Raw genomic sequence first — 21803 nt, 5'->3', positions numbered from 1 at the left:
CGCGTATCATACCCGCGCCCGTCCGATACAAACCGGGCGGGCGCGACGTTCATCCTATTTGTAATACGTCTTAAACAGCTTAAAGTGACGCAGCTTGGTGTGCCACATGCGCAGCCAGCGGTTAAAGACAAAGTCGCCCTTCATAAACGAGGGGTCGGCGGCCTTACCCTCCTTGACCAGGCGATGCGCCTTAGCGCGCAGCTCGGGATCCTTGACGTATTTATCGACCACGCCCATGGGGACAACCATCCACAGCGCCTCGTTCTGCGCCGTCACAAACTCGGGCTCAAACGGGCGGTTGTACACATACTCGTCCACTACGTACTTGGCAACGTTAAAGCCACTGTTGGTGACGTAGTAGTTACTGCGGCCCTGGCGAGTGTTGAAGTCGAAGAACTTAAACGAACCGTCGCGCTCGTCGTATTTGACGTCAAAGTTGGAGAAGCCCGTAAACTTGAGGTCCTCGAGCAACTTGCGCACGCCGCCCATGAGCTCGTCATTGGGCTCGGTGATGATGCAGGCGTGGTTACCAACGCCGTGAGGCTGGTGCTCCTCGAGCAGCACGTGGCCCAGGCACATCATGCGCACCTTGCCGTTGCGGTCGGAATAGCTGGTAAGCACGCGCATGTACTCGTCGTTGCCGGGCACGCGATCCTGCAGGATCAGATCATCGGTGTAGCCACTCGCGTATACATCGCGAATGACCTGCTCCAGCTCGGCGCGATCGGCGATCTCGTAGGCCTTCTTCTGGCCCTCGAACTCATGCTCCCACCACATGATGCCGTCGGAAGGCTTCAGGATCATCGGGAAGGGAAAATCGATCTGGTCGAGCACCTCGGCGGGAGCCTCGCCCTGGGCGTTGAGCATGGCCATGGTAAAGGTAAACGTATGCGGATAGGGAACACCGTGCTTCTCGCACAGCTCGTAGAAGATTTCCTTCTTCTGGCACTGTTCGAGCATGCTGTAGGGCGCATAGGGCGCGATGACGTTTGAGGCAAGCTGGCCGGCGTCCTGAGCCTGTGCGGCAAGCGCGACATAGTTGTCGCCGCAGCCCATGAGAATAATCTTCTTATCGGGATTGGCCTGCGCGACACCGTTAATGGTCTCGATCATGACCGGCATGGTGTCGATATCAACATTGGGCGTGTAGTCGATAATCTGGCTGCGGTACGCAGGACCGGTCTGGTACTTGCCAAAGACCAAGCTCTTGACCTGATACTCCTCGTAAAAGGCGCGCGCCACCGAATAGGCGTTGATGTCGCCACCGAGCAGCACGGGGATAAACTCGCGCTCTGTAAACTGCAATGCCATGGAAACTTCCTATCTAGAACTGCCCACGACGGGCGGTCTTTATGCAACCCGTTTATTTTAGCGTGCCGGACCGTTTCCTCCTAAAGCTCCACTGTATCTATGACAATCAACGCAATTATCCAGCATGAAGGCCGCACTCACCGCCGTATGACCAACGGCAATGAACCCACCGTTGTTGTAGGGTTCAGCATATTGATACCCCCGAGTGAAAGGCACACGCGTGCTCCAGGACCTTCCAACCGATAACCCCATCCTCGATGCCGCAAAACGCGAGTTGGCGCAGCGCGCAAGCGACTGCTCCTCTGCGCACCGCAAACGACGCTTACGACGGTGCCGCCTACATCACCTCCATCGATACATCGGCGCACAAAGGCACGCGCAAGACGCCCGTCGCCGGCGGACACGATACCGCCATCGAGCAGTTTGGCCTCGTCTCCGATGCCCACGCCGGGGACAACATCAGGGTAATCAAACTCGGCGACGGCACCTGTTCGTTCACCCCCGCCCAGGCGCTCAACGAAGTAGGGCAAGCTCGCCGCAATGGGACCTTATAGCCACAAACCCCAACGTTGAGATAGCTTTCACAGTCCAAAGCCCGTCCCAAACAGGCCCCCGTAACGTTAAAGTTGAACTCTATGGTTTCTCAACAATTCGATATAACTGCAGGTCAAAGCCAAAGTCTCAAGTTCAACTTGACCCTTTAAAACCTTTAAGGTTCAAGTTGAGGTCGAAAGCAGTAGTAGAATACCTGAGGAACAATAACCTACGATTGATTGCAGAGGGACTGGATGCAGCATTCGAATCATCGCACCGCAGCGCTCATCGCGTCGAAGCCGGCTCGTATCATCACGAGCGCCGCGCTCGCCGTTGCGTTGACGGCCACGCCGATGCTCTCCCCCGTCGCGGCGTATGCCGCCTCGCAGGCAACGCAGGATCAGCTTGCCGCCGCCCAGCAGAAGATCGAAGCCGCCACGAGCGCCTACAACGATGCCCGCACCAAGCTCGGCGATCTGCAGAAGCAGATTGACGCCAACGAGGCAAGTATCGAAAAGATCGAGGCGAAGCTTCCCGATCAGCAGGAAAAGGCATGCACCGCCATGCGCGATCTGTACAAGTACCAGAAGGGCACCAACCCCATCGTGAGCTTCCTGGTCAACGCACAGAGCCTGGGTGAGTTCATCACGACCTGCAAATACACCAACCAGATCACAAGCTCGAGCATCGACGAGATCGAAGAGCTCAATAACATGCAAACCGAACTCGAGCAGAACAAGGCCGAGCTCCAGCAGGCCAAGTCTCAGCTTGAGGCAGAGCAGAAAAACGCCGAGGATGCGCTGGCGCAGGCCCAGCAGCTCCGCAGCGAGGCACAGGCAAAAGCCGAGCAGGAAAATGCCGCCGAGCTTGCCAAGCTTGAGGCCGATAAGGCCGCTGCCGCCGAGAAGCTCTCGGGCGAGGGCGTGAGCGGCAGCAATTCCAGCAGCCAGGCCACCAACGCCAACACCACCATCGACACCACGGTGAACAACGCCAACACCGGTAGTTCCGATTACGATTCGTTCATTAATGAGTGGACGAGCCGCATCGACAATTACCTCGCCGGCTCCCCTATGGCAGGCCAGGGCTATAACTTTGCCGTCGCCGCTTGGAATACCGGTGTCGACCCCCGTTGGTCCCCCGCCATCGCCTGCATCGAGAGCACCAAGGGTGCTTATTGCGCCAATTCTTACAACGCCTGGGGCTGGAGTGCACGTGGCGGCGGTTGGCGCAGCTTTGGCAGCTGGAGCGAGGGCATCTTCGCTCACGTTGCCTATCTGGGCGCCAACTACGGCTCCACCCTTACCCCGGCTGCGGCCAAAAAGTACTGCCCACCCACGTGGCAGGACTGGTACAACAAAGTCGCCGCTCAGATGAACCGCATCTAAGTGCAACTGCAAAGGGCCCCAATGGGGCCCTTTTCTTTTAGGTAGCGGAGGTATCGACGACGCCGGTCGCATTGGCAACCGCGACTATGACGATCATGCATAGGAGCAGCACACCCAATGCCTTGAGCCAGAGTTTCGCGAGTTTCTTGCCGCGATAGCTGTCGAGCAGTGCGAATCGCCGACGAAGACGGCGCTTATCGAGCAGCGCAAAATGCGTAAGCGCCATAAGGCCATCGACAAAGAAAAAATACTCGATTATGAGAAGCCACGTCGGGTAGCTTTGGTTTGCTCCCGTGGGTTGAAAGACGGCAAAGTGACTTCCGGCAAAGAACACAAGCAGCGAGAAGCAGACGAGCGTATTCCAAATGCGCCCCAGGGACTCCGGAACGCGAGAGAGCAGACCGCATGCAGCGGAGGTGGCAGGCCTAGGAAGCCTTGCGGGGTTCTGGAGCCTTTGGGGCGTCAACAACGTCTCCGAGGCCGGAGTACGGACAGGCGCAGGCGCAGGAGGCCGCACGGGGCGACTCAGATCGTATGCCGCGCGCGTCGCCCGTCCCAACGCTTCCGCACTCGCAAAACGCTTGGCCGGGTCGAGCGCCATCGCCATGCAAACGACATCGGCAAGTGGAGTGGGAATGCCGCGCACCTCGCATTGCTCGCGCATGTCGAACCCTGGTTTAGGGTCGACTCCCGTCAAACAAAAGAACAGCAGGGCACCGAGCGCGTAGACGTCGCTTCGCACGCTCGTCTGCCCAAACCCATACTGCTCGGGCGGCGCATAGGGCCGTGTCCCAAACTTGACAGTATCGGCATCGGCGCCATCGCGCCACACGCGCGCGATCCCCAAGTCGATAATCACCAGCGATGAAAACGTCAGGCCGTCATCAGGCGTATAGTTGGCACCTGTCACGATGATATTCGACGGCTTGAGGTCGCGATGGATCACCGGCGCCGAAGCCTCCCCCGCCATTGCAAAACCGGCATGGAGCTCGCCCACGGCGTCGCAAAGGACAGGATACAATTCACGCGCATAATCGGGAGCGGATCCCAGACAGTCCACCAGTGCCCCGAGTGTCTCCCCTTCTATATATTCCATAACCACGTTGAGCTCGTCGCCCGCACGACGACAATCGACGATTCTGGGCAGGTGCTCAAAACGCCTGCCTGCCCGCTGAGCGGCAAACAGACGCTCGTATGCCCCGCCGATTTGAGCCAAAGCATCGATGCGTTTACGGACAAAGGGACCGAGCGAACCACCGCCGGTTCCTTCAAAGTATACGAGCTCGGTTGTTTCAACGGACGAGCGCTTAAGTACACGCTCCACGCGATAGCTGTCGTTGCGATCGAGCGACGCCAGGTGCTCGGCAAGCGCTGCGGTCAGCTCGTCATTGGAATATGTTGGGGTCTGAGTATCCATAGCCTCCATCATAGCGCAGGGCGCAGACACCCCATGGCATCCGCGCCCCGTTCGTTTGCATCGTTGTTCGACAGCTCCGCCGGCTCAGATATCAGCGGCTAATTCACCGTCTCCTCGCCAAAGCGATACAGCTCCTCGTTGACCTTTTGGAGGCTGCACCCGCGATCGATGCAAAAGATGATAATCGCATCGCGGCGGTCCTTGCAGTTAAGGACGCTTACCCCGGCAGCCGTCAGCGCACGGTTGGTCTCTTTGAGCGTCAGCGCCATCGCGAAGGCAATCTGCAGCACCTTATTGCGACTCGGATGACGCGCACCGGTAAAGATCTGATAGCCAAAGGTCTCATTGAGATCGGCCATACGAACCACGCGCGAGCGCTCCAAGTCCTTTTCCTGCAGTAGCTGCTTCAGGTAATCCGAAAGCGACGGGGCGGCAAAGTCGTGCTCCCTGATATAGCCATCGATGTTCGGCGCATCGAGAAGCTCATTGAGCAACTCCTCGGTCAGCTTTTTATCGGGCATACGACTTCACCTCCCATCCGGCGCAACGGTAGCGACATGCTAGGCCAGCACCCAGCTTGCAGTGGCAGACTTATCAAACATGTTGGCAAAATACAGTGCCTTCTTGATATCGCCATCAAAGTAGATATTGCCCGCCACGGAGCCACCGGCGGAAAGGGTACCAGACTGCAGCTCATCGGAGCCCTCGCTGTAGTAACCCTGATTCTGTTGGGCGCCGTTGGCGTCCTCGCCCTTCCAGTCGTAGACATTGTAATCTGCGCCCTCATCGCCATTGTTGACGTACGTGACGTGAATGCCCGTCATGGTCGAACCGTCATAATTTGTGAGGCCGGGCTGGACGGAATCGACAACGACGGAAAGACCGGCAGCTGTGGTCACCGTCGTGCCAACCGCCAGGTCAGTCGTAGGCTGCTCTTCCTTCTTCGCCTCTTCCTTCTTGTCGCCATCGCCAGCGTCCTCGGTGACGGTCGCCTTATCGCTACCACAACCGGCAAGAAGACCGGCAGTCCCCAAGGCGACGGTGGCGAATGCGCCAAGTGCAGCGCGACGGCTCAGCAGCACTTCGTTTTCGAGCTTTTTCATTATGCATCCTTCCTACGATCCGGCTACCGCGCCGGCACACAGCACATCGTAGAAGGCAGCGAGCTCAAATTCATTAGCTGGGAGCTAATGGGGGGGTTGTAAGCCAGATTGGTACTGGATTGAGAAGATGCCTGTTCAGATGGAGCGGTGATTGAGGCTGCAGCTTGATACCAAAGCGCCCTTGCCGCGCCTCTGGCCGACGTTAGCCGCACCCCTCTCACCTGCAAGATGCCCATGAGGGGGGGGCTGCCCGTCGAAGATAGCGCGCGCATGGTGTTCGACGATTCCGTCGCCCCGCTATCGAATAAAAGGTATGGTCCTAAGATCACTCAGGCAATAAAGCAATAGCGCTGCGGTATATCTCCCCGTGCTTTAAGTCGGCATCAGCCACCTCAGGCAAGCGATTCAAATCACGGCACCCCTATGCCAGCTCGCGAAGCCTCCCGAGCGCCAGCCTGAACCACTCCAGATCGTCCTCATCAGGCACGCTATCGTACTTCCAGTGCGTTATATAGCGCCACCGAGAGAAGACGCCGCTGCCCAGAAGCCCAACGTCGTCTATGGTGTCTATGTCCTCTCGCAGTCCTTCGGCCGTACCGGAGCGCGGATATGCCCCGGCAAAGGCCTCGCCAAAGTCCATGTGCCAACCCAGGCCGAACATGTCATGGGCCAACGCGTGGAAGTCGCGGGTGGGACCGTCCAGCGAATCCTCGAAGCGCTTAACGAACCTGCACAGGTCATCACCGTAAGCCCCGCCGAACAAATAAGGCTCAATCACGTCCTTGCCGTGCAAGGCCTCTAACCACTCGGTCGGAATGCCCTCGTATCCGTACAGGATGCCGGCCAATCCACCGGCCACGCAAGCCGTGGTGTCGGTATCGTCGCCCAGGTTCACGGCGGTCAGTACGCAGTCGCGGTAGTTGTCGGTATGTTCTAGGCACCAGATGGCGGCGTGGTAAGTATCCCACACGTAGCCGCCGCTGGCACCAGCTCTGTCCTCACTCTCGCAGCCGGCGTGCCCGCTGTAAAGCACCTCGCGGGCATAGGCGATCATGTCCACGCAGGCCTGGCAGCAGTCGTCGGTAGCGTGGGTGATCGCGCTGACCTCCCTTATGTCGCAGTCGGAGCATTCCATAAACACCATAGGCAGGCAACGCATGAGCGAGCCGTTGCCCTTGCTGTATTCGCTTGTGAGCCCGCAACCCGTATCGAGCGCCTGCCTGGTGGCGTTGCCGTAGTCGAAGACGTTCCCGTCGGCGGTGTATGCGCCTTCGTTTATCCAATTGCGGAACTTGACGAGGATATCGTCGCAATTGATATCGCCGAGCTCGCGGTAGCTGTCGCACAGCGCGAGCGCCATGGACGTGTCGTCGCTCCATGTGCCCGCAGGCTGGTTGTGCGTGCCGAGGCCCACCATGTCCGTGCAGGTAAAGCTGCCGCGCGGCCTGAACTCGTAGGGCACGCCGAGCGCATCGCCCACGGCCATGCCGTACACGCAGTCCCTCACCGTCCGTAACAAGCCCATGGCGCGCACCTAGTTCCAGTTCATGCCGAACTTGCGCGAGCAAAGCACGTCTTTCCAGTGACTCTCGCGCTCGCACACCTCGGCGGCGGTCATCTTGGTGTCGCACACCTCTAGAATGGAGTAGGTGAAGTTTTCCACGATGTACCCAGTTCCGTGCTCGGCCACGATGGCCTTGAACTCCTTGTTGCCGCCAGTCGGGTCCATGGGGTTGGCATAGGCGCTCCAGCGCTGCCAGATACCCAAGTCCGCGCCCGCGTCCTTCTTGCTGTCGCCCGAGGCCGAACCCACGTAGAGTTTCCCCGTCGCGGTGTCGGTGATGCAGTAGACGCCCTTCACGTTGTCCAGCGCCCAGTACCAGTCGGAGCCCACGCTGGCGATAACGGCCTGCAAGGTCTTGTGGTCGATGCACACGTACTTGTAGCCAGGAAAAGGGGCAACGTTGCCCAGGCTCATCGAGTACTCGTACACTACGGGCTCGAAGTCGTGCATCGTGTTCTCGTAGAACTTGTTGTAGATGTCGCGCCCGATAGGCTTCTTCAACTTGATGATGAGGCGCTTGATGTAGGCCTCGTAGTCGGGAAGAAGCGTCAACTTGTAGCCCACGCCGCCCAGCACCTCGGGTACTGCCTTCTCCACTTTGTGCATGCCGCCGAAGATGAAGTACTCGGGCCCGTAGGTGTAGTACTGTGCGAACGAGAGCAGGTAATCCGCATGGTTGAGGTTGTTATTCGCTTGTCCCGTCGCGCTCCTCCACGCGTTCATCTCGTACCATCGCGAGCCGCTATCGGTCTTCTCGGGGGTCGAGGTGTCCTTCAACAGCATGTCGTACGCGCGCACGTTCACGTCGCCAGCATTCATGTTGAATTTGATCTTTGTCTTCTCTGGGTGCGCCACCGGCATCAAATCCCTGAGCGTTATAACAGCATTTCCCATGTTAATTCCGCCGTTTCAGTTTGAAAAGCCTGTAGGTCGAATCATACCACTCGCTTTCCAGACGAAAATTAGCGCTCGGCTAACCGCTCTGCTGTTGTCGTTTCTTATGGCGAAGAAGAGCACGAAGCCGATAAGCCCCGCGCCCGTGTTTATGCCTTGTTTGGCGATTGTTCGTGATGTGCCCGCACAGCTATTTTTGGTGAATAATCCGAAAGTAAGGAAGATAAGCGCGAATCATCCACGCCACCATCCGTCTCGCCCGCACTCGGGCAATACGCAGTGCCCGCTCCTGATCGGCCGTCCCTAGCGCCGGCGCGAACTCTTAGATGGCGTCTTTTGCGCTCATCACCTTGCGGAAGACGGTCGCGTCCTGCTTGCCGATGGGAATCGCGATCTTCTTGCCGCCCGCGCGTCGCACTCCGTCTTGAACAACATGTCCCATCCGCCCCCTCGCCTCATCCTCAAAAGGCTCGTCGAAGCCTAGCCCACCGTGACGGATTCCCCGGTAAAGGTGCTAACGAGCAGCAAAACAAAGGACACAAGGTAGCCGATGCTCAACAGGTAGGCGGTAACCAAAAAGACAATCCATCCCACATCGGTCTTGCCGTCGGCATGGCGTTGCTCGCGATTGCGGCAGAGCCAAATCGTCACGCCAATGGCCACGATCAGCAACACAAGTGCCGCTGCCGCCAACCCGGCAAGCGCAAACATAACGCCAATGCTCACAGCAATAACCGGAAGCAACAACAAGCCGCATCCACACCCACCGGGACTATAAACGGCAGACTGTCGGCGTCGCCCCATCGTCACTCCAACCTCAACATCTTTGAACACTACAATGCGATAGCCTGCTGAACAGGAACGATCTTATCCAGTTCCGGCTCGATGCGCCTCTTTTCCGCCTCGAGGTCAAACGCTATCTGGGCGCGCAGCCAATAACCATCCGTTAGGCCAAAGTAGCGGCAAAGGCGAAGATCGGTGTCAGCCGTAACACGACGCCTCCCCAAAATAATCTGCCCAATACGCTGTGCCGGAATCCCGGTCTCCTTAGCAAGACGATATTGAGAAATGCCCATAGGAACAAGAAATTCCTCTTTGAGAAGTTCACCAGGAGTCACCGGTGACAGCAAATCGGGCGCGGTCTCATCACTTGTGATAATCGACGATTTCGACATTCCAAGCCATCCCCTGTCTCCACTCAAAGCAGACCCGATAGCGCTCATTAACACGGATACTATATTGGCCGGCGCGATCGCCCTTCAACGCTTCAAGACGATTGCCCGGAGGAACGCGAAGGTCATCAAGTGAAGCACAAACCTGCAGTTGACGAATCTTCCTCAATGCGACCCGCTCAAAGGGCACGAACCTCCTGACCCGCACACCCATTGCAAAACGTTCGGTATCCTCATCTTTGTACGATGCAATCATAGTATCGCCTTACGTTAATAACGTCAAACGTTTCTACAGACATACATCTCTATTATACCGTACATTTGTTCGTATTTTCTAGAACATGCGCCCGCGCCGATTAACCAAGCAAAAGCAATCGTTTGTAGACATCGAGGCCCTTGAGCAGAATTTCCTCGTCAAAGAGCATGGTATCAGTGTGAAGGGCGCTCATCGCATAAGCTGGGCAGCCGTCTGCGTCGATCGGGTTTTCTTGCGCCTCTGGCACGCCCGTGCCCAGCAAGAAGAACACGCCCGGCAGATGGCGCTGATAGAACGCAAAGTCCTCGGCAATTAACAGCGGCTCCTCCACAAGCTGCAGGCCGGGCAAGGCAGGCGCGACGCTGGCAAACAACTCGGGGTCGTTGTCGACCGGCGGATAGCCCTCGGCAAAGTCGAGATCGTATGTGCAGCCCGTTGCGGCACAGGCATCGTCCAGCACGCGGCGCACGCCTTCGCGCGCCCGATCGAACATGTCGTCCGTAAACACACGCAGGCTTCCGGCCACATGGGCCTCCCCCGCCACCGCGTTGCAAACCGTACCGGCCTGCAGCAGACCAAACTTGCCGATACAGGGCTCGTCGGTGCCCAGCTCGTCCATCAGCTCGCGCTCGGCAACCAAAAACTTCGCTGCCGCCAACGCGGCATCGTGCGACTCCTCGACCGGCACGCCATAGGTCTTAGCAATATGGATGCTCGTACCGTGAATATAGATATGCGTCTCGCTCGAACGCGCCAACAGCGGACCGGAACAGCTCGCCAACGTGCCGGCAGGCAGATCGGGCCACACATGGAAGCCAAAAATGCGGTCGACCCCATAGCGCTCGAACACGCCGCTCTCGCATACCGTCTTGGCACCACCGGTCGTTTCCTCGGCCGGCTGGAACACAAAGAGCACGTTGCGCCTCATGGCGCCCGGCTGCTCGCGAATCGTACGGTCGACATACGTCGCGGCGGCAAGTGCCATGGCCATGTGACCGTCATGTCCGCAAGCGTGCATCTTGCCGGGATGGGTCGAGGCAAAGGCCGCCCCTGTCGCCTCCTCAATGGGCAGCGCATCCATATCGGCGCGAATCGCCGTGGCATGCGCGGCATCAACGCCGGCATCGAAGAAAGCGCAGACGCAGCTGGGGCACGGATGGGTCACTTCGCAGGTGAGCGGTGCCAGCACGCCCTCGATATAGGCAATGGTTTGCGGAAGATCGAAATCGAGCTCCGGAATGCGATGGAGATCGCGCCGATAGCGACGGAGTTCTTGGAGCTCGGTCATAGAGGATCCCTTCGTGAGGCACATCTGTTGCAACTTATTGTGATACAGGATTGTGGCGCACATGTTTCCAGCATATCCCTGCATTTTTTAAACGTTATATACGAATACTCTTGTTTGGTAAAGTGCAACGTGATAGGGTCTTTACCACTTGATAGAGGCGCGGGCACGAAGAGCCGCGGGCGAGTCGGCAGGCTTTGACCCCGCGGGGAGGCGAAACCCGCCGAACTGGGTTTTTCGGGCACGAACAACCTGGTGGGCCTGTGGGAAACACCCACAGGACTGTCTGCAGCAATGCGGGAGCGCTATCCGGACATTGGGTCCACGCTATGCGGATTCGATGCGCAGATGGCGCCGTCTGGATAGCGAGGTTTACGGGACATGGCATTGACCCCCAACGAGGCATATGCGGCCAAGCAGCCGTTTGTGGACAAGGAGACGCTCGAGCATATCGTCGAGCAGTTCCCCACGCCGTTTCATCTATACGACGAGGCGGGCATCCGCCGCAACATGCAAGAGGTGCGCGACGCCTTTGCGTGGAACCCGGGCTTTAAGGAATACTTTGCCGTCAAGGCCAACCCCAACCCGGCACTCATCTCCATTCTCAACGAATACGGCTGCGGCTGCGATTGCTCGAGCTATACCGAGCTCATGATCGCCCGCTCGCTGGGTATCACGGGACACGACATCATGTTCTCGTCCAACGACACGCCGGCTGCGGACTTTGAGCTCGCCGACAAGCTGGGTGCCATCGTCAACTTTGACGACATCAGCCACATCGAGTTCTTTGAGCGTGTTGCGGGGCCCATCCCCAAGACGGTCAGCTGCCGCTTTAATCCGGGCGGCCTGTTCCAGCTCTCCAACGGCATCATGGACAACCCCGGCGACTCCAAATACGGCATGACCACCGAGCAACTCTTCGAGGCCTTCCGTATGCTCAAGACCAAGGGTGCCGAGGACTTTGGCATCCACGCCTTCCTTGCCAGCAACACCGTCACCAACGACTACTACCCCAAGCTCGCGCGCATCCTCTTTGAGCTTGCCGTGCGCCTGGAGCGCGAGACCGGCGCACACGTCGCCTTCATCAATCTATCCGGCGGCGTCGGCATCCCCTACCTGCCCGAGCAGCAGGCCAACGACATTCACGCCATCGGCGAGGGAGTGCACGCGGCATACGACGAGATCCTGGTCCCCGCAGGCATGGGCGATGTGGCAATCTACACCGAGATGGGCCGCTTTATGATGGGCCCCTACGGCTGCCTGGTCACCAAGGCCATCCACGAGAAGCAGATCTACAAGGACTATATCGGTGTCGATGCAAGCGCCGTCGATTTGATCCGCCCCGCCATGTATGGTGCCTACCACCACATTACGGTGATGGGTCAGCCGGGCGGCGCCGACAAGGGCACAGCGCCCGTCACGAACACCTATGACATCACGGGCAATCTGTGCGAGAACAACGACAAGTTCGCCATCGATCGCGAGCTACCGCATATCGACATGGGCGACCTGCTTGTAATCCACGATACCGGTGCGCATGGCTACTCCATGGGCTACAACTACAACGGACGGCTGCGCTCCGCCGAGGTCCTGCTGCGCCCCGATGGCGCGGCCGACCTCATCCGCCGCGCCGAGCGCCCGGGCGATTACTTTGCCACGCTCGACGTGCTGCCGTGCGGCCGAGAACTGTTGGCCAAGTCGCGCGCCGAAAGTGCCCGCCGCCGCGCCCAAGACGAGCGCCTGGCAGTCGCCGCCCAATGGAACAAGCGCATCCAGATCGCCGAAGCGAAGGAGAAGAACATGGACATCCGCAATCTCGAGGGCTCAATCGTCGCCCTGGTTACGCCGTTTAAAAAGGACGGCAGTGTCGACTTTGATGCGCTCGAGCGCCTTATCGATTTCCACCTGCAAAATGGCACCGACGCCATCCTCGCCCTGGGCACCACCGGCGAGAGCGCCACGATGACCGACGACGAGGACAACTCCGTTGTCGCCGCGGTGGTCAAGCAAGTTGCAGGACGCGTCCCCGTCATCGCCGGCTCGGGCTCCAACTCCACGCAGACCATGCTCACCAAGTCGCTCACTTACCAGGGCTTGGGAGCCGACGGCCTGCTGCTCATTACCCCCTACTACAACAAATCCAACGAAGAGGGTATCTACCAGCACTTTAAGACCGTCGCCGATGCCGTAGACATCCCCTGCATCCTGTACAACATCCCCGGCCGCTGTGGCTGCGGCATCAGCGAGCGCAACGTGGAGCGCTTGGCCGCGCACCCCAACATCATGGGTATTAAGGAAGCCTCGGGCAACGTCGCCTACGCTGCCAAGATCGCCCACCTGCTGTCCGACGACTTCCGCATGTACTCGGGCGAGGACGCGCTCACCGTGCCGCTCATGAGTCTGGGTGCTTCGGGCACCATCAGCGTGTGGGCCGACGTGCAGCCGCAGCTCGTACATGACATGTGCCGCGCCTATCTGGACGGTGACGTGGCACGTGCCCGCGATATCCAGATTGCCGGGCAGCCGCTCATCAATGCCCTCTTTAGCGAGGTCAACCCCATCCCCGTCAAGGAAGCGCTCGCCCAGATGGGTATGATCGAGGCAAACTACCGCATGCCGCTGTGTCCCATGGCAGACGACACGCGATCCGCACTTACCGATGCTCTGAAGGGAGCTGGTCTACTTGATTAAGACCGTCATTATGGGAACGGGCCGCATGGGCTCGCTCATCCGCACTACCGCCGAGGATATTGTCGACGCTGCCGGAGAGCCCGTTTTTGACATCGTCGCCCAGATCGGCTTCGACTTGTCAGAGCTCGAGAGCGCCCCGGCGGCCGACGCCATCATCGACTTCTCGAACGTTGCGACCTTCGACGCCGTCGTCGCCTATGTCGAGCGCACGGGTGCGGCGTTGGTCTCGGGCACCACAGGCTATACGCCCGAGCAGATGGATCGCCTGCGCGAGCTGGGTCAGAGCGCCCGCGTCATGCACTCCGGCAATTACTCCATCGGTATCGCAGCCCTGCGTCATCTGGTGGCACAGGCCACGCGAGAGCTGCCCGGCTTTGACTGCGAAATCGTCGAGACGCACCACAACCAAAAGGTCGACGCCCCCAGCGGCACTGCCAAGTTGCTGCTCGACGCCGTCGTCGAAGCCGAGCCCGAGGCAGGCTACCACCCCGTCTATGGCCGCGAGGGCATGTGCGGAGCGCGCGACCCCAAGGAGATCGGCGTGCACTCGCTGCGCGGCGGCACTGTCGCCGGCGTGCACGAAGTGAGTTTCTTTGGCCAGGACGAGGAGGTCACGCTCGCGCATCGCGCCACGAGTCGTCAGATCTTTGTCAACGGCGCCTTGGCAGCCGCGCAGAAGCTCGTCACCCGCGAACCCGGCTTCTATACGTTCGACCAGGTCATGTTTGCCTAACCAGGTATCAACCGGATCCACCCAAAGGAGAGACCGCAAATGAGCAACGCAGCCGAAATGGATGCACAGGAGATTATCAACTATATCGCCACCGCGCCCAAGAAGACGCCCGTCAAGCTGTACGTGCGCGAAAAGCCGGGCATGAAGGTCCAGTGGGGCAGTGCGCATGTCTATGGCGGCCGCCGTGGCAAGACTGTATTTGGCGACTGGGATGAGCTCAAGGCAATCCTCGACGCCAACGTCGATTCCATCGACTACTACGATGTGGAGAACGACTGCCGCAACTCCGCCGTGCCCATGCTCGACCTCAAGGGCATCAACGCCCGCATCGAGCCGGGTGCGATCATCCGCGACCGCGTCGAGATCGGCGACCGTGCCGTTATCATGATGGGCGCCATCATCAACATCGGCGCCGTCATTGGCGAAGGCTCCATGATCGATATGGGCGCCGTGCTGGGCGGTCGCGCCACCGTGGGCAAGAACTGCCACATCGGCGCCGGCACCGTGCTGGCAGGCGTCGTGGAGCCCGCCAGCGCCACGCCCGTCATCATCGAGGACAACGTTATGATCGGCGCCAATGCTGTGGTCCTGGAAGGCGTGCGCGTGGGCAAGGGTGCTGTCGTTGCCGCCGGCGCCGTGTGCGTCGAGGACGTCCCCGCCGGCGCCGTGGTCGCCGGTGTCCCCGCCCGCGTTATCAAGATGCGCGACGAGAAGACCGATAGCAAGACCGGTCTCGAGGAAGGTCTGCGCCAGCTGTAGGGTTACGCGGTTTTACCAAACCGCGTAACGGCTCGACGCTCCAAACGACCCAGAGCGACAATCTGACGTTCAATCGTCGGGCATGACCAGAAGGTCAATGCCCTCCTCTTTCACGTCACCTTGCTCGCTCTGGGTCGTTTTCGCTGACTTATGCTCAACCTGCAACGTGATTAAGCCCCAAGTAAAAAGGCCGAAGCACCATCGGAGCTTCGGCCTTCATCATCTCAGGGCTCCGTCGTATTCAACCATGGCGGGTTGCTTTGACAGGCGCCCTACGGCCGTCTTATAGACCTCGGAACGATCGCGCCGCCCTATTGCCACGATCTCGGCAATCTCAACCATTCCGTCCTCTCGGATTCGGAAAACCATTTTGAGTCCCGCATTCCGCCATTTAATCTTTTTGCAGCCGGCGAGCTCGCCGTGAAGCGGCGTTCCGATTTCATCAGCGCGCGTCTTTAATTTTGCGACGGCAATACGGACGAGCCTGCGCTGGGATCCATCTAGTTTTTGATATTCCTTCTCGACGTCTCGATTCAAAAAGCCGACAACAAAATGCCCGCTCATTCGAAAAGGTCCTCGTCGGGAATCGCGTCCGGATCCATCGACTCAAGCTCCGCGAGGTCCTCGGCAGTTAAGGCGTCCTCAAACGGAACAAACTCATGCGGACCATGCTTGACTCGATCCGCAGCGATGCGATTTATCTCAAGTTCACGCAGATACTGCAGCGCGCCGTACATTTCCTCATAGGCAGCATAGTCGATAATCACGGTATCGATATCATTATGATCAGCAATGAACTGAGGCGCGCGTTTTGCGCGTTTACGAATGGCGGATAAGGACTTGCTTGCTTCGGTAGCAGAAACAACCTGGTCTTTTGTAAACACCGGTTTTTCCAGAACAAGTGGGGACATTTTGACCTCCAAAAAATAATCTGGATTATATTTCAAAGTATACTTCAAAATATAATCCAGACTTTTATTCAAAAGTTAAAAGCCTTATCGGTTCTCGATGCTACCGATGTTTTTGAGCTCGATGGAGATGAGGCCGTTGGGCTCGTTGACGAACTCGATGTACTCGGAGTTTGAACCCATCTCGGCCGGGAAGCTGATCTCGATGCCCGTGTCGGTACGAATCTTGTGATTGCGTACGGCCGCGCGCTCGACTTGCTTGCGCTCCACGGGTACGCGCTCGGGCACCTTCTCCTCGGTCAGCGCCGCACGCACGCTCTCCTTGATGACCGGCTCGTCCTCAAAGACCTCATCGACGATATCCCAAGGCGGCAGCTCCTCGTCGTCTTCAACCTTCTCGGCAACGGCGGCTTTGACCTTGGCGAGCGCTACGGCCGTGTTGGCGCCGTGCTCATCGGCGACCTCCTCGACCACGCGCGTCACCGTGTCGATGACCTCCTTACCCGAAACCCCCGTGTCGCACTGCAGCAGGCCGTCGGGAATGAGCATGCGGTCCTCGCCGGCAATCTTGCGCTTCTTATCCACATAGCCGATCTCCATGGTGCTTGCACGCACGATGGCATAGCTCGGCACCTTTTGCGAGGGGTTTGGCAAAATGGCGTAGTGGCGCGCGATGTCGTTACGAACCTCGCCCTCTTCGCGACCTACCTCGTGCATGAATGCCTGCTTGGAGCCCAGCAGCATCACGGCAAACCAGCGGGCATCTTCATCATCGTCAAAGTCCGCCACAAGCACGTCAGTGGACTCGGCTTTCTCGGCCTTGGTGAGTTCGGAAGAGATGAACTCCGCAATCTGCTGAGACAAGTCCACGAACTCACGCTCACCAAAGAAATAGCCCTTGAGCTCGCCGCCAAACGCAGAGTTCTCCGCAAACGTGGCGCGCTTATTGTCGGTCGAGGTACGTGCGCGGCGCAGATGCATGGTCACAAAGCTGCGCACGGTACGGCTTTCGATATCCAGCTCGCGCTGGCTCATGACGTTGACGGCAGAGTCAAAGTCCAGGATATGCAGAATCGCGTGATTGATTTTCATATACGGCATTCCGTTCTAGATCGCTTTTGGCACGAACCAGTATAGCGGTCGAGTCCACCCCAGGCGCATCGAAGATTGGTGCAAACAAGCCTGTCCCCTTTGCATAAAAAAGGCGCCCGGGTCACATGGGCCCGGACGCCTTCGTTGTAGCCTGTTGCTTATACGAGCCGAATTTAGCAGGAAAAGTCGACGCTGTCGATAATGTCCTTGAGGGCCTTTGCGGAGGCGGTGAGCTCATGCTGCTCGTCATCGTTCAGCGGCACGGGAACGCGGCAGACAACGCCGTCGCGACCAACAACCGTCGGCATGGAGATGGCCAGATCGGACAGGCCGTACTCGCCCACCATGAGCGAGGAGACGGGCAGAACGGTCTGCTCGTCACGCATGACGGCAGTGCAGATGCGCTTTACTGCCATAGCGACACCGTAGTAGGTGGCGTGCTTCTTCTCGATGATGGTGTAGGCGGAATTCTTGACGTCCTCGGCGATGCGCTTCTCGGCAGCCTCATGCTCCAGGTGACCGTGAAGCTCGCAGAAGGTGTTCAGGGGCACGCCGGCAACCTGAGCGCTGGACCAGGCGACAAACTCGGAGTCACCGTGCTCGCCCATGACATAGGCCTGGACATCGCGCGGGTCAACCTCGACATGAGCGCCGAGCATCTGCTGCAGACGGCCGGTGTCGAGCACGGTGCCGGAGCCGATGACATGGCCCTCGGGCAGGCCGGACATCTTGATGGCGGCGTAGGTCAGAACGTCGACCGGGTTGGAGACGATGAGCAGAATGCCGTCGAAGCCAGACTTCTTAATCTCGGGAATAATGGACTTAAAGATGCTGACGTTCTTGTTGACCAGGTCCAGGCGGGTCTCACCGGGCTTCTGAGCAGCGCCAGCGGTGACGACGATCATGGCGGCGTCGGCGACATCAGAATAATCGCCGGCGTAGATCTTCATCGGCTCGGCAAACGTCATGCCGTGCGCAATATCCAGGGCCTCGCCCTCGGCGCGGTTCTTGTCCACGTCGATGAGAACCATCTCGGAGAACAGACCACTCTGCATCAGCGCGAACGCCGAAGACGAACCGACGAAACCGCAGCCGACAATAGCGACCTTCTTCTCGTTAACCATTAGAAACTCCCATCTCTCTCCACAAACAAGCCGCCCGGGAACGACCCGAACGGCTTGCCGTAATCCCAATACATCCAATCGGGACTTTGATTATGCTCCTATACGCAGCCAAAAATCGACCGTTTACCGAAATTGTTTGCAGGATTCGTAAAATAACTGCACGAAATCGGTTTCGAGCTATTGACGAGCCCAAATAGCCTTCTAATACAGGCCCGCCTCGCGGATGGCCTCGACAGCCAAAGCGATCTGATCGGGCGGCAGGACCAGCGCCATGCGCACGTGCCCCTCGCCCGAAGGGCCAAAGCTCGCGCCCGGCGTCACCACAACGCCGGCCTTCTCCATAAGCTCCTCGCAAAACGCCATGGAATCGGTGCGGCCACCGGGAAGCTTGGCCCACACAAACATAGAGCCATGCGCGTTGGGACGCTCCCAGCCCAGGTCCTCAAGACCGTCGCACAGGGCATCGCGGCGCTCCTGGTACTTCAGACGTTGCGCCTCGACCTCATCGCGCGGACCATTGAGGCAGGCGATGGCGGCCTTCTGAATCGGGAAGAACATGCCAAAGTCGATCTGGCTGCGCAGCTTGGCAAAGGCAGAGACCACATCCTCACGGCCGACCAAAAAGCCGATGCGCGCACCGGTGACGTTAAACGACTTGGAAAGCGAGAAGAATTCCACGCCCACCTCGAGCGCGCCGGGATACTGCAAGAAACTGCCGCCGGGCTCGCCGTCAAACACGATGTCGGAGTACGCGTTGTCATGGACGATCAGCAGGTCGTGCTCGCGGGCGAAGGCGATGATCTCCTCGTAGACCTCGGGCGTGCCCACCGAGCCCACCGGGTTGGCGGGCAACGACACGATCATGTACTTGGCACGATCGGCCACCTCGGGATCGATGCCCGCCACATAGGGCAGGTAATTGTGCTCCGCCACCAGCGGATAGTACTCGAGCTTGGCATCGGCGATCTTGGCGCCCGCCTCAAAGACCGGATAGCACGGATCGGGAACCAGAATGGTGTCACCCGGATCGAGCAGGGCCAGGCCCAAATGACCCACGCCCTCCTGCGTGCCGTTGCACGACTGCACCATGGACGGCGTAATGCCCGAAACGCCAAAGCGACGCTCATAGTAATCGCACACGGCCTGCTTAAGCTCGGGCAGGTCGCGCAGGGAATACTTCCACATCTCGGGATTTTGGGCGGCCTGCGTGAGCGCCTCGACCACGTGGTCGTACGGCTTAAAGTCGGGCGTGCCCACGCTCATGTTGTAAATGGTCTTGCCCTGAGCCTTCAGCGCAAGAAGTTTGTTGTTGAGCGAGGCGAAGACCTCCGCGCCAAAGCGGTCGAGACGCTGCGATGCCTGCATGGTGCCACCTTTCGATATAAAAAATACGGCGCTCCGACAAGAGCGCCGCGCGATACGGGCCATCAGATTGCAAAAGTGTAACGCTTGCAACCCCCGTATTGGTTCAATTTAGCCAACCTTAGTCAATTGGATTGAGCGCGTCGATCCGCGCAAGCCACAGACGCGAGCTGGCGTCACTCGGCATACGCCAATCGCCACGCGGGCTGAGCGTCACCGAGCCCACCTTGGGACCATCGGGCAGACAGCTGCGCTTAAACTGCTGGGCAAAGAAGCGACGATAGAACGTACGCAACCACGTGTGGACGGTCTTGGCGTCATAGACACCCTCAAAGCTCTTGAGCGCCATACGGTAGATCTTGCCCGGCTCAAAGCCAAAACGCAGCAGGTAATAGAGGAAGTAATCGTGCAGCTCGTACGGGCCCACCAAATCCTCGGTCTTCTGCGCAATCTCACCGTCGCCCGTCGGCGGCAGAAGCTCGGGGGACACCGGCGTATCGAGGATATCGAGCAAGACCTCGGCAATACGCCCGCCAAAGACATCGGCGGCATAACGTACCAGATGGCGCACAAGCGTCTTGGGCACGCTCGCGTTGACGGCGTACATGCTCATGTGGTCGCCGTTATAGGTAGCCCAGCCGAGCGCCAGCTCTGACAGGTCGCCCGTGCCGATGACAAAACCGCCAGCCTGGTTGGCCAGATCCATCAGAATCTGCGTACGCTCGCGGGCCTGACTGTTCTCGTAGGTCACGTCTTGGACGGCCGGATCGTGCTCAATGTCCTTGAAGTGCTGCTCCACGGCCGTGTGGATCGAAACCTCGCGGAAGCTCACGCCCAGGTCGCGAGCGAGCGACTCGGCATTGGACTTGGTGCGACGCGTCGTGCCAAAGCCGGGCATGGACACGGCTGTGATACCCGTGCGCGGCAGTCCCAGTGCATCGAAGGCACGCACGGTCACAAGCAGTGCCAGCGTGGAATCCAGGCCGCCCGAAAGACCGATGACTGCAGCCTTGGTACCCGTATGGGCAAGGCGAGTCTTGAGGCCGGCAGTCTGCAGATTGAGAATCGTCTCGCAGCGCCCGGCCAGGTCACCATGGTCGGCCGGCACAAAGGGCGCGCGGGGGAAGACACGGTCGATGTCGAGCGCATCACGCAGGACAGGTTCTTCGGCCAGCACGCCCTCAAACGAAAACTCAACGGTCGTGGCCTCCGGCGCATCGTCCGCGCGCGTCCACGTGGTCGAACGACGACGCTCGGCAACCAGACGGTCGAGGTCAACGTCGGCCACCGCCATATCGCAGGTGAGGAGCTTCGTGGCGGCGAGCTTCGAACCGTTTTCATAGACGAGGTTCTCGCCTGCAAAGACCATGTCGGTCGTGGACTCGCCCTCGCTCGCGTCCGCGTAGGCATAGGCACAGTACAGGCGCGCGCTTTGGTTAGAGATAAGGCTGCGACGGTAATCTGCCTTACCGATAATCTCGTCCGAGGCCGACGGATTGAGGATCACCGTCGCACCGGCAAGCGCCATCTCGGTCGAAGGGGGCGCCGGCACCCACAGATCCTCGCAGACCTCAATACCGAGTACCAAATCCTCGGCGCCCTCATCACAGCAGCGGTAGACAAGCCCCGAACCCAGCGGAACTGGACCCTGACCGGCAAACTCAACCCACACGGGATCGGCGGGCGCCGGAGCAAACCAACGGCGCTCATAGAACTCGCCATAGTTGGGCAGATACTTCTTGGCCGTAAGGCCCAAAAGCTCGCCCGCGCAGCACACGGCGGCACAGTTGTAGATATTCTCGGCCACCGCAACGGGAAGACCGATGGTAAAGACAATCGGCAGCTCGCGGGTTTCATCGAGAATATGTGCCAGTGCGGTCTCGCAGGTATGCAGTAATGTGCGGTTATGGAACAGATCAGCCGCGGTATAGCCAGTCAGATTAAGCTCGGGCAGCACCAGAGCACGGACACCGCGCTCGACCGCCTCGCGAACAGCCGCCAGCGCAACCTCGGCATTGCCCTCGACATCGGCCACGCGAATCCGCGGCGAGGCCGCCGCCACACGCAAAAAGCCATCAGACTGAGAAAGGTGAAGATTCATAAGAATGCTCCCGTGCGTAGACGCCATTCACAACAATTAGCAAGCCCTATTGTAGTTCAACCGCCGGGTGTAACCGCATCCCACCAATTTGGTGAGCTATTGATGAGTT

The 21803-nt window shown here is 59.0% G+C and carries 21 protein-coding genes and 1 riboswitch; of the genes, 5 read left to right on the top strand and 16 right to left on the bottom strand.

Going from position 1 to position 21803, the window contains the following annotated elements; all coding sequences use genetic code 11:
- Nucleotides 1-54: 54 nt before the first annotated feature.
- Nucleotides 55-1311: a carboxylate--amine ligase gene (locus ACTQX9_RS04675; protein WP_154517304.1), complete on the bottom strand. Its 1257-nt coding sequence runs from the start codon at nucleotides 1309-1311 to the stop codon at nucleotides 55-57.
- 257 nt (nucleotides 1312-1568) lie between these two features.
- On the opposite strand from ACTQX9_RS04675, the gene ACTQX9_RS04670 reads away from it, so the two are divergent.
- Complete coding sequence (locus ACTQX9_RS04670; RefSeq protein WP_441540621.1) at nucleotides 1569-1865, top strand: hypothetical protein; 297 nt, start codon at nucleotides 1569-1571, stop codon at nucleotides 1863-1865.
- Between the two features lie 234 nt (nucleotides 1866-2099).
- Nucleotides 2100-3233, top strand: a complete 1134-nt coding sequence (locus tag ACTQX9_RS04665) for a coiled-coil domain-containing protein (RefSeq protein ID WP_441031575.1) — start codon at nucleotides 2100-2102, stop codon at nucleotides 3231-3233.
- A 37-nt stretch (nucleotides 3234-3270) separates the two neighbouring features.
- Here ACTQX9_RS04665 and ACTQX9_RS04660 read toward each other — a convergent pair whose 3' ends face one another.
- The 9 genes from ACTQX9_RS04660 to ACTQX9_RS04620 all read right to left on the bottom strand — a co-directional run bounded on the left by ACTQX9_RS04660 (nucleotide 3271) and on the right by ACTQX9_RS04620 (nucleotide 10927).
- Nucleotides 3271-4650: a serine/threonine protein kinase gene (locus ACTQX9_RS04660; RefSeq protein WP_441540620.1), complete on the bottom strand. Its 1380-nt coding sequence runs from the start codon at nucleotides 4648-4650 to the stop codon at nucleotides 3271-3273.
- 98 nt (nucleotides 4651-4748) lie between these two features.
- Nucleotides 4749-5171 carry an XRE family transcriptional regulator gene (locus ACTQX9_RS04655; protein WP_441031579.1) on the bottom strand — a complete coding sequence of 141 codons (423 nt, stop codon included), beginning with the start codon at nucleotides 5169-5171 and terminating at the stop codon, nucleotides 4749-4751.
- A 39-nt stretch (nucleotides 5172-5210) separates the two neighbouring features.
- Nucleotides 5211-5753: a DUF4352 domain-containing protein gene (locus tag ACTQX9_RS04650; RefSeq protein WP_427795827.1), complete on the bottom strand. Its 543-nt coding sequence runs from the start codon at nucleotides 5751-5753 to the stop codon at nucleotides 5211-5213.
- Between the two features lie 421 nt (nucleotides 5754-6174).
- Complete coding sequence (locus ACTQX9_RS04645) at nucleotides 6175-7278, bottom strand: ADP-ribosylglycohydrolase family protein (protein ID WP_441540619.1); 1104 nt, start codon at nucleotides 7276-7278, stop codon at nucleotides 6175-6177.
- A 9-nt stretch (nucleotides 7279-7287) separates the two neighbouring features.
- Nucleotides 7288-8211 carry a GIY-YIG nuclease family protein gene (locus tag ACTQX9_RS04640; RefSeq protein ID WP_441540618.1) on the bottom strand — a complete coding sequence of 308 codons (924 nt, stop codon included), beginning with the start codon at nucleotides 8209-8211 and terminating at the stop codon, nucleotides 7288-7290.
- Nucleotides 8212-8691: 480 nt separating this feature from the next.
- Nucleotides 8692-8955, bottom strand: coding sequence for a hypothetical protein (locus ACTQX9_RS04635; protein ID WP_441540617.1), 264 nt, complete (start codon nucleotides 8953-8955; stop codon nucleotides 8692-8694).
- Between the two features lie 89 nt (nucleotides 8956-9044).
- Complete coding sequence (locus tag ACTQX9_RS04630) at nucleotides 9045-9386, bottom strand: HigA family addiction module antitoxin (RefSeq protein WP_427727846.1); 342 nt, start codon at nucleotides 9384-9386, stop codon at nucleotides 9045-9047.
- The gene (locus ACTQX9_RS04625; RefSeq protein WP_427747940.1) at nucleotides 9358-9639 is read right to left on the bottom strand and encodes a type II toxin-antitoxin system RelE/ParE family toxin; all 282 of its coding nucleotides are present in this window, start codon (nucleotides 9637-9639) and stop codon (nucleotides 9358-9360) included. Before ACTQX9_RS04625 ends, ACTQX9_RS04630 begins: the two co-directional genes overlap by 29 nt.
- A 100-nt stretch (nucleotides 9640-9739) precedes the next feature.
- A complete protein-coding gene (locus ACTQX9_RS04620; RefSeq protein ID WP_441540616.1) occupies nucleotides 9740-10927 on the bottom strand; it encodes an N-acetyldiaminopimelate deacetylase in 1188 nt (395 codons plus the stop codon).
- 144 nt (nucleotides 10928-11071) lie between these two features.
- A riboswitch (Lysine riboswitch) is annotated at nucleotides 11072-11240 on the top strand.
- Nucleotides 11241-11305: 65 nt separating this feature from the next.
- Here ACTQX9_RS04620 and dapA point away from each other — a divergent pair.
- Genes dapA through dapD form a run of 3 tightly spaced genes read left to right on the top strand, consistent with a single transcriptional unit; the run spans nucleotide 11306 to nucleotide 15107 of the window.
- Nucleotides 11306-13615, top strand: coding sequence for a 4-hydroxy-tetrahydrodipicolinate synthase (gene dapA / locus ACTQX9_RS04615; protein ID WP_427718484.1), 2310 nt, complete (start codon nucleotides 11306-11308; stop codon nucleotides 13613-13615).
- Nucleotides 13608-14348 carry a 4-hydroxy-tetrahydrodipicolinate reductase gene (dapB, locus tag ACTQX9_RS04610; protein WP_441540615.1) on the top strand — a complete coding sequence of 247 codons (741 nt, stop codon included), beginning with the start codon at nucleotides 13608-13610 and terminating at the stop codon, nucleotides 14346-14348. Before dapA ends, dapB begins: the two co-directional genes overlap by 8 nt.
- 39 nt (nucleotides 14349-14387) lie before the next feature.
- On the top strand, nucleotides 14388-15107 hold the full coding sequence (gene dapD, locus ACTQX9_RS04605; RefSeq protein WP_441540614.1) for a 2,3,4,5-tetrahydropyridine-2,6-dicarboxylate N-acetyltransferase: 720 nt from the start codon (nucleotides 14388-14390) through the stop codon (nucleotides 15105-15107).
- Between the two features lie 219 nt (nucleotides 15108-15326).
- Here dapD and ACTQX9_RS04600 read toward each other — a convergent pair whose 3' ends face one another.
- From ACTQX9_RS04600 to ACTQX9_RS04575, 6 genes are all read right to left on the bottom strand, one after another.
- Nucleotides 15327-15671 carry a type II toxin-antitoxin system RelE family toxin gene (locus ACTQX9_RS04600; protein WP_441540613.1) on the bottom strand — a complete coding sequence of 115 codons (345 nt, stop codon included), beginning with the start codon at nucleotides 15669-15671 and terminating at the stop codon, nucleotides 15327-15329.
- Complete coding sequence (locus tag ACTQX9_RS04595; RefSeq protein ID WP_441540612.1) at nucleotides 15668-16018, bottom strand: hypothetical protein; 351 nt, start codon at nucleotides 16016-16018, stop codon at nucleotides 15668-15670. The genes ACTQX9_RS04600 and ACTQX9_RS04595 overlap by 4 nt, the downstream gene beginning before the upstream one ends.
- Before the next feature lie 84 nt (nucleotides 16019-16102).
- Entirely contained in the window at nucleotides 16103-17107 is a 1005-nt protein-coding gene (locus ACTQX9_RS04590) for a nucleoid-associated protein (RefSeq protein WP_441540611.1), read from the bottom strand.
- Between the two features lie 173 nt (nucleotides 17108-17280).
- Nucleotides 17281-18231 carry an L-lactate dehydrogenase gene (locus ACTQX9_RS04585; RefSeq protein WP_089573042.1) on the bottom strand — a complete coding sequence of 317 codons (951 nt, stop codon included), beginning with the start codon at nucleotides 18229-18231 and terminating at the stop codon, nucleotides 17281-17283.
- 201 nt (nucleotides 18232-18432) lie between these two features.
- Nucleotides 18433-19596: a pyridoxal phosphate-dependent aminotransferase gene (locus ACTQX9_RS04580; protein WP_154517336.1), complete on the bottom strand. Its 1164-nt coding sequence runs from the start codon at nucleotides 19594-19596 to the stop codon at nucleotides 18433-18435.
- A gap of 118 nt (nucleotides 19597-19714) precedes the next feature.
- Nucleotides 19715-21694 (bottom strand): NAD(+) synthase, encoded by a 1980-nt coding sequence (locus ACTQX9_RS04575; protein WP_441538094.1) that lies wholly within the window; start codon nucleotides 21692-21694, stop codon nucleotides 19715-19717.
- Nucleotides 21695-21803: the final 109 nt, after the last annotated feature.

This window comes from Collinsella sp. LCP19S3_F2 (assembly GCF_052121015.1).
GTDB lineage: Bacteria > Actinomycetota > Coriobacteriia > Coriobacteriales > Coriobacteriaceae > Collinsella.
The sequence above is the reverse complement of the archived record's forward strand: the minus strand, read 5'-3'. Positions and strand labels throughout refer to the sequence as shown.

What these genes read in the sequence shown, in the direction of transcription:
- ACTQX9_RS04675 (WP_154517304.1), bottom strand. Translation starts at nt 1,311, where the DNA reads ATGGCATTGCAGTTTACAGAGCGCGAGTTTATCCCCGTGCTGCTCGGT.
- ACTQX9_RS04670 (WP_441540621.1), top strand. Translation starts at nt 1,569, where the DNA reads ATGCCGCAAAACGCGAGTTGGCGCAGCGCGCAAGCGACTGCTCCTCTG.
- ACTQX9_RS04665 (WP_441031575.1), top strand. Translation starts at nt 2,100, where the DNA reads ATGCAGCATTCGAATCATCGCACCGCAGCGCTCATCGCGTCGAAGCCG.
- ACTQX9_RS04660 (WP_441540620.1), bottom strand. Translation starts at nt 4,650, where the DNA reads ATGGATACTCAGACCCCAACATATTCCAATGACGAGCTGACCGCAGCG.
- ACTQX9_RS04655 (WP_441031579.1), bottom strand. Translation starts at nt 5,171, where the DNA reads ATGCCCGATAAAAAGCTGACCGAGGAGTTGCTCAATGAGCTTCTCGAT.
- ACTQX9_RS04650 (WP_427795827.1), bottom strand. Translation starts at nt 5,753, where the DNA reads ATGAAAAAGCTCGAAAACGAAGTGCTGCTGAGCCGTCGCGCTGCACTT.
- ACTQX9_RS04645 (WP_441540619.1), bottom strand. Translation starts at nt 7,278, where the DNA reads ATGGGCTTGTTACGGACGGTGAGGGACTGCGTGTACGGCATGGCCGTG.
- ACTQX9_RS04640 (WP_441540618.1), bottom strand. Translation starts at nt 8,211, where the DNA reads ATGGGAAATGCTGTTATAACGCTCAGGGATTTGATGCCGGTGGCGCAC.
- ACTQX9_RS04630 (WP_427727846.1), bottom strand. Translation starts at nt 9,386, where the DNA reads ATGTCGAAATCGTCGATTATCACAAGTGATGAGACCGCGCCCGATTTG.
- ACTQX9_RS04625 (WP_427747940.1), bottom strand. Translation starts at nt 9,639, where the DNA reads ATGATTGCATCGTACAAAGATGAGGATACCGAACGTTTTGCAATGGGT.
- ACTQX9_RS04620 (WP_441540616.1), bottom strand. Translation starts at nt 10,927, where the DNA reads ATGACCGAGCTCCAAGAACTCCGTCGCTATCGGCGCGATCTCCATCGC.
- dapA (WP_427718484.1), top strand. Translation starts at nt 11,306, where the DNA reads ATGGCATTGACCCCCAACGAGGCATATGCGGCCAAGCAGCCGTTTGTG.
- dapD (WP_441540614.1), top strand. Translation starts at nt 14,388, where the DNA reads ATGAGCAACGCAGCCGAAATGGATGCACAGGAGATTATCAACTATATC.
- ACTQX9_RS04600 (WP_441540613.1), bottom strand. Translation starts at nt 15,671, where the DNA reads ATGAGCGGGCATTTTGTTGTCGGCTTTTTGAATCGAGACGTCGAGAAG.
- ACTQX9_RS04595 (WP_441540612.1), bottom strand. Translation starts at nt 16,018, where the DNA reads ATGTCCCCACTTGTTCTGGAAAAACCGGTGTTTACAAAAGACCAGGTT.
- ACTQX9_RS04590 (WP_441540611.1), bottom strand. Translation starts at nt 17,107, where the DNA reads ATGAAAATCAATCACGCGATTCTGCATATCCTGGACTTTGACTCTGCC.
- ACTQX9_RS04585 (WP_089573042.1), bottom strand. Translation starts at nt 18,231, where the DNA reads ATGGTTAACGAGAAGAAGGTCGCTATTGTCGGCTGCGGTTTCGTCGGT.
- ACTQX9_RS04580 (WP_154517336.1), bottom strand. Translation starts at nt 19,596, where the DNA reads ATGCAGGCATCGCAGCGTCTCGACCGCTTTGGCGCGGAGGTCTTCGCC.
- ACTQX9_RS04575 (WP_441538094.1), bottom strand. Translation starts at nt 21,694, where the DNA reads ATGAATCTTCACCTTTCTCAGTCTGATGGCTTTTTGCGTGTGGCGGCG.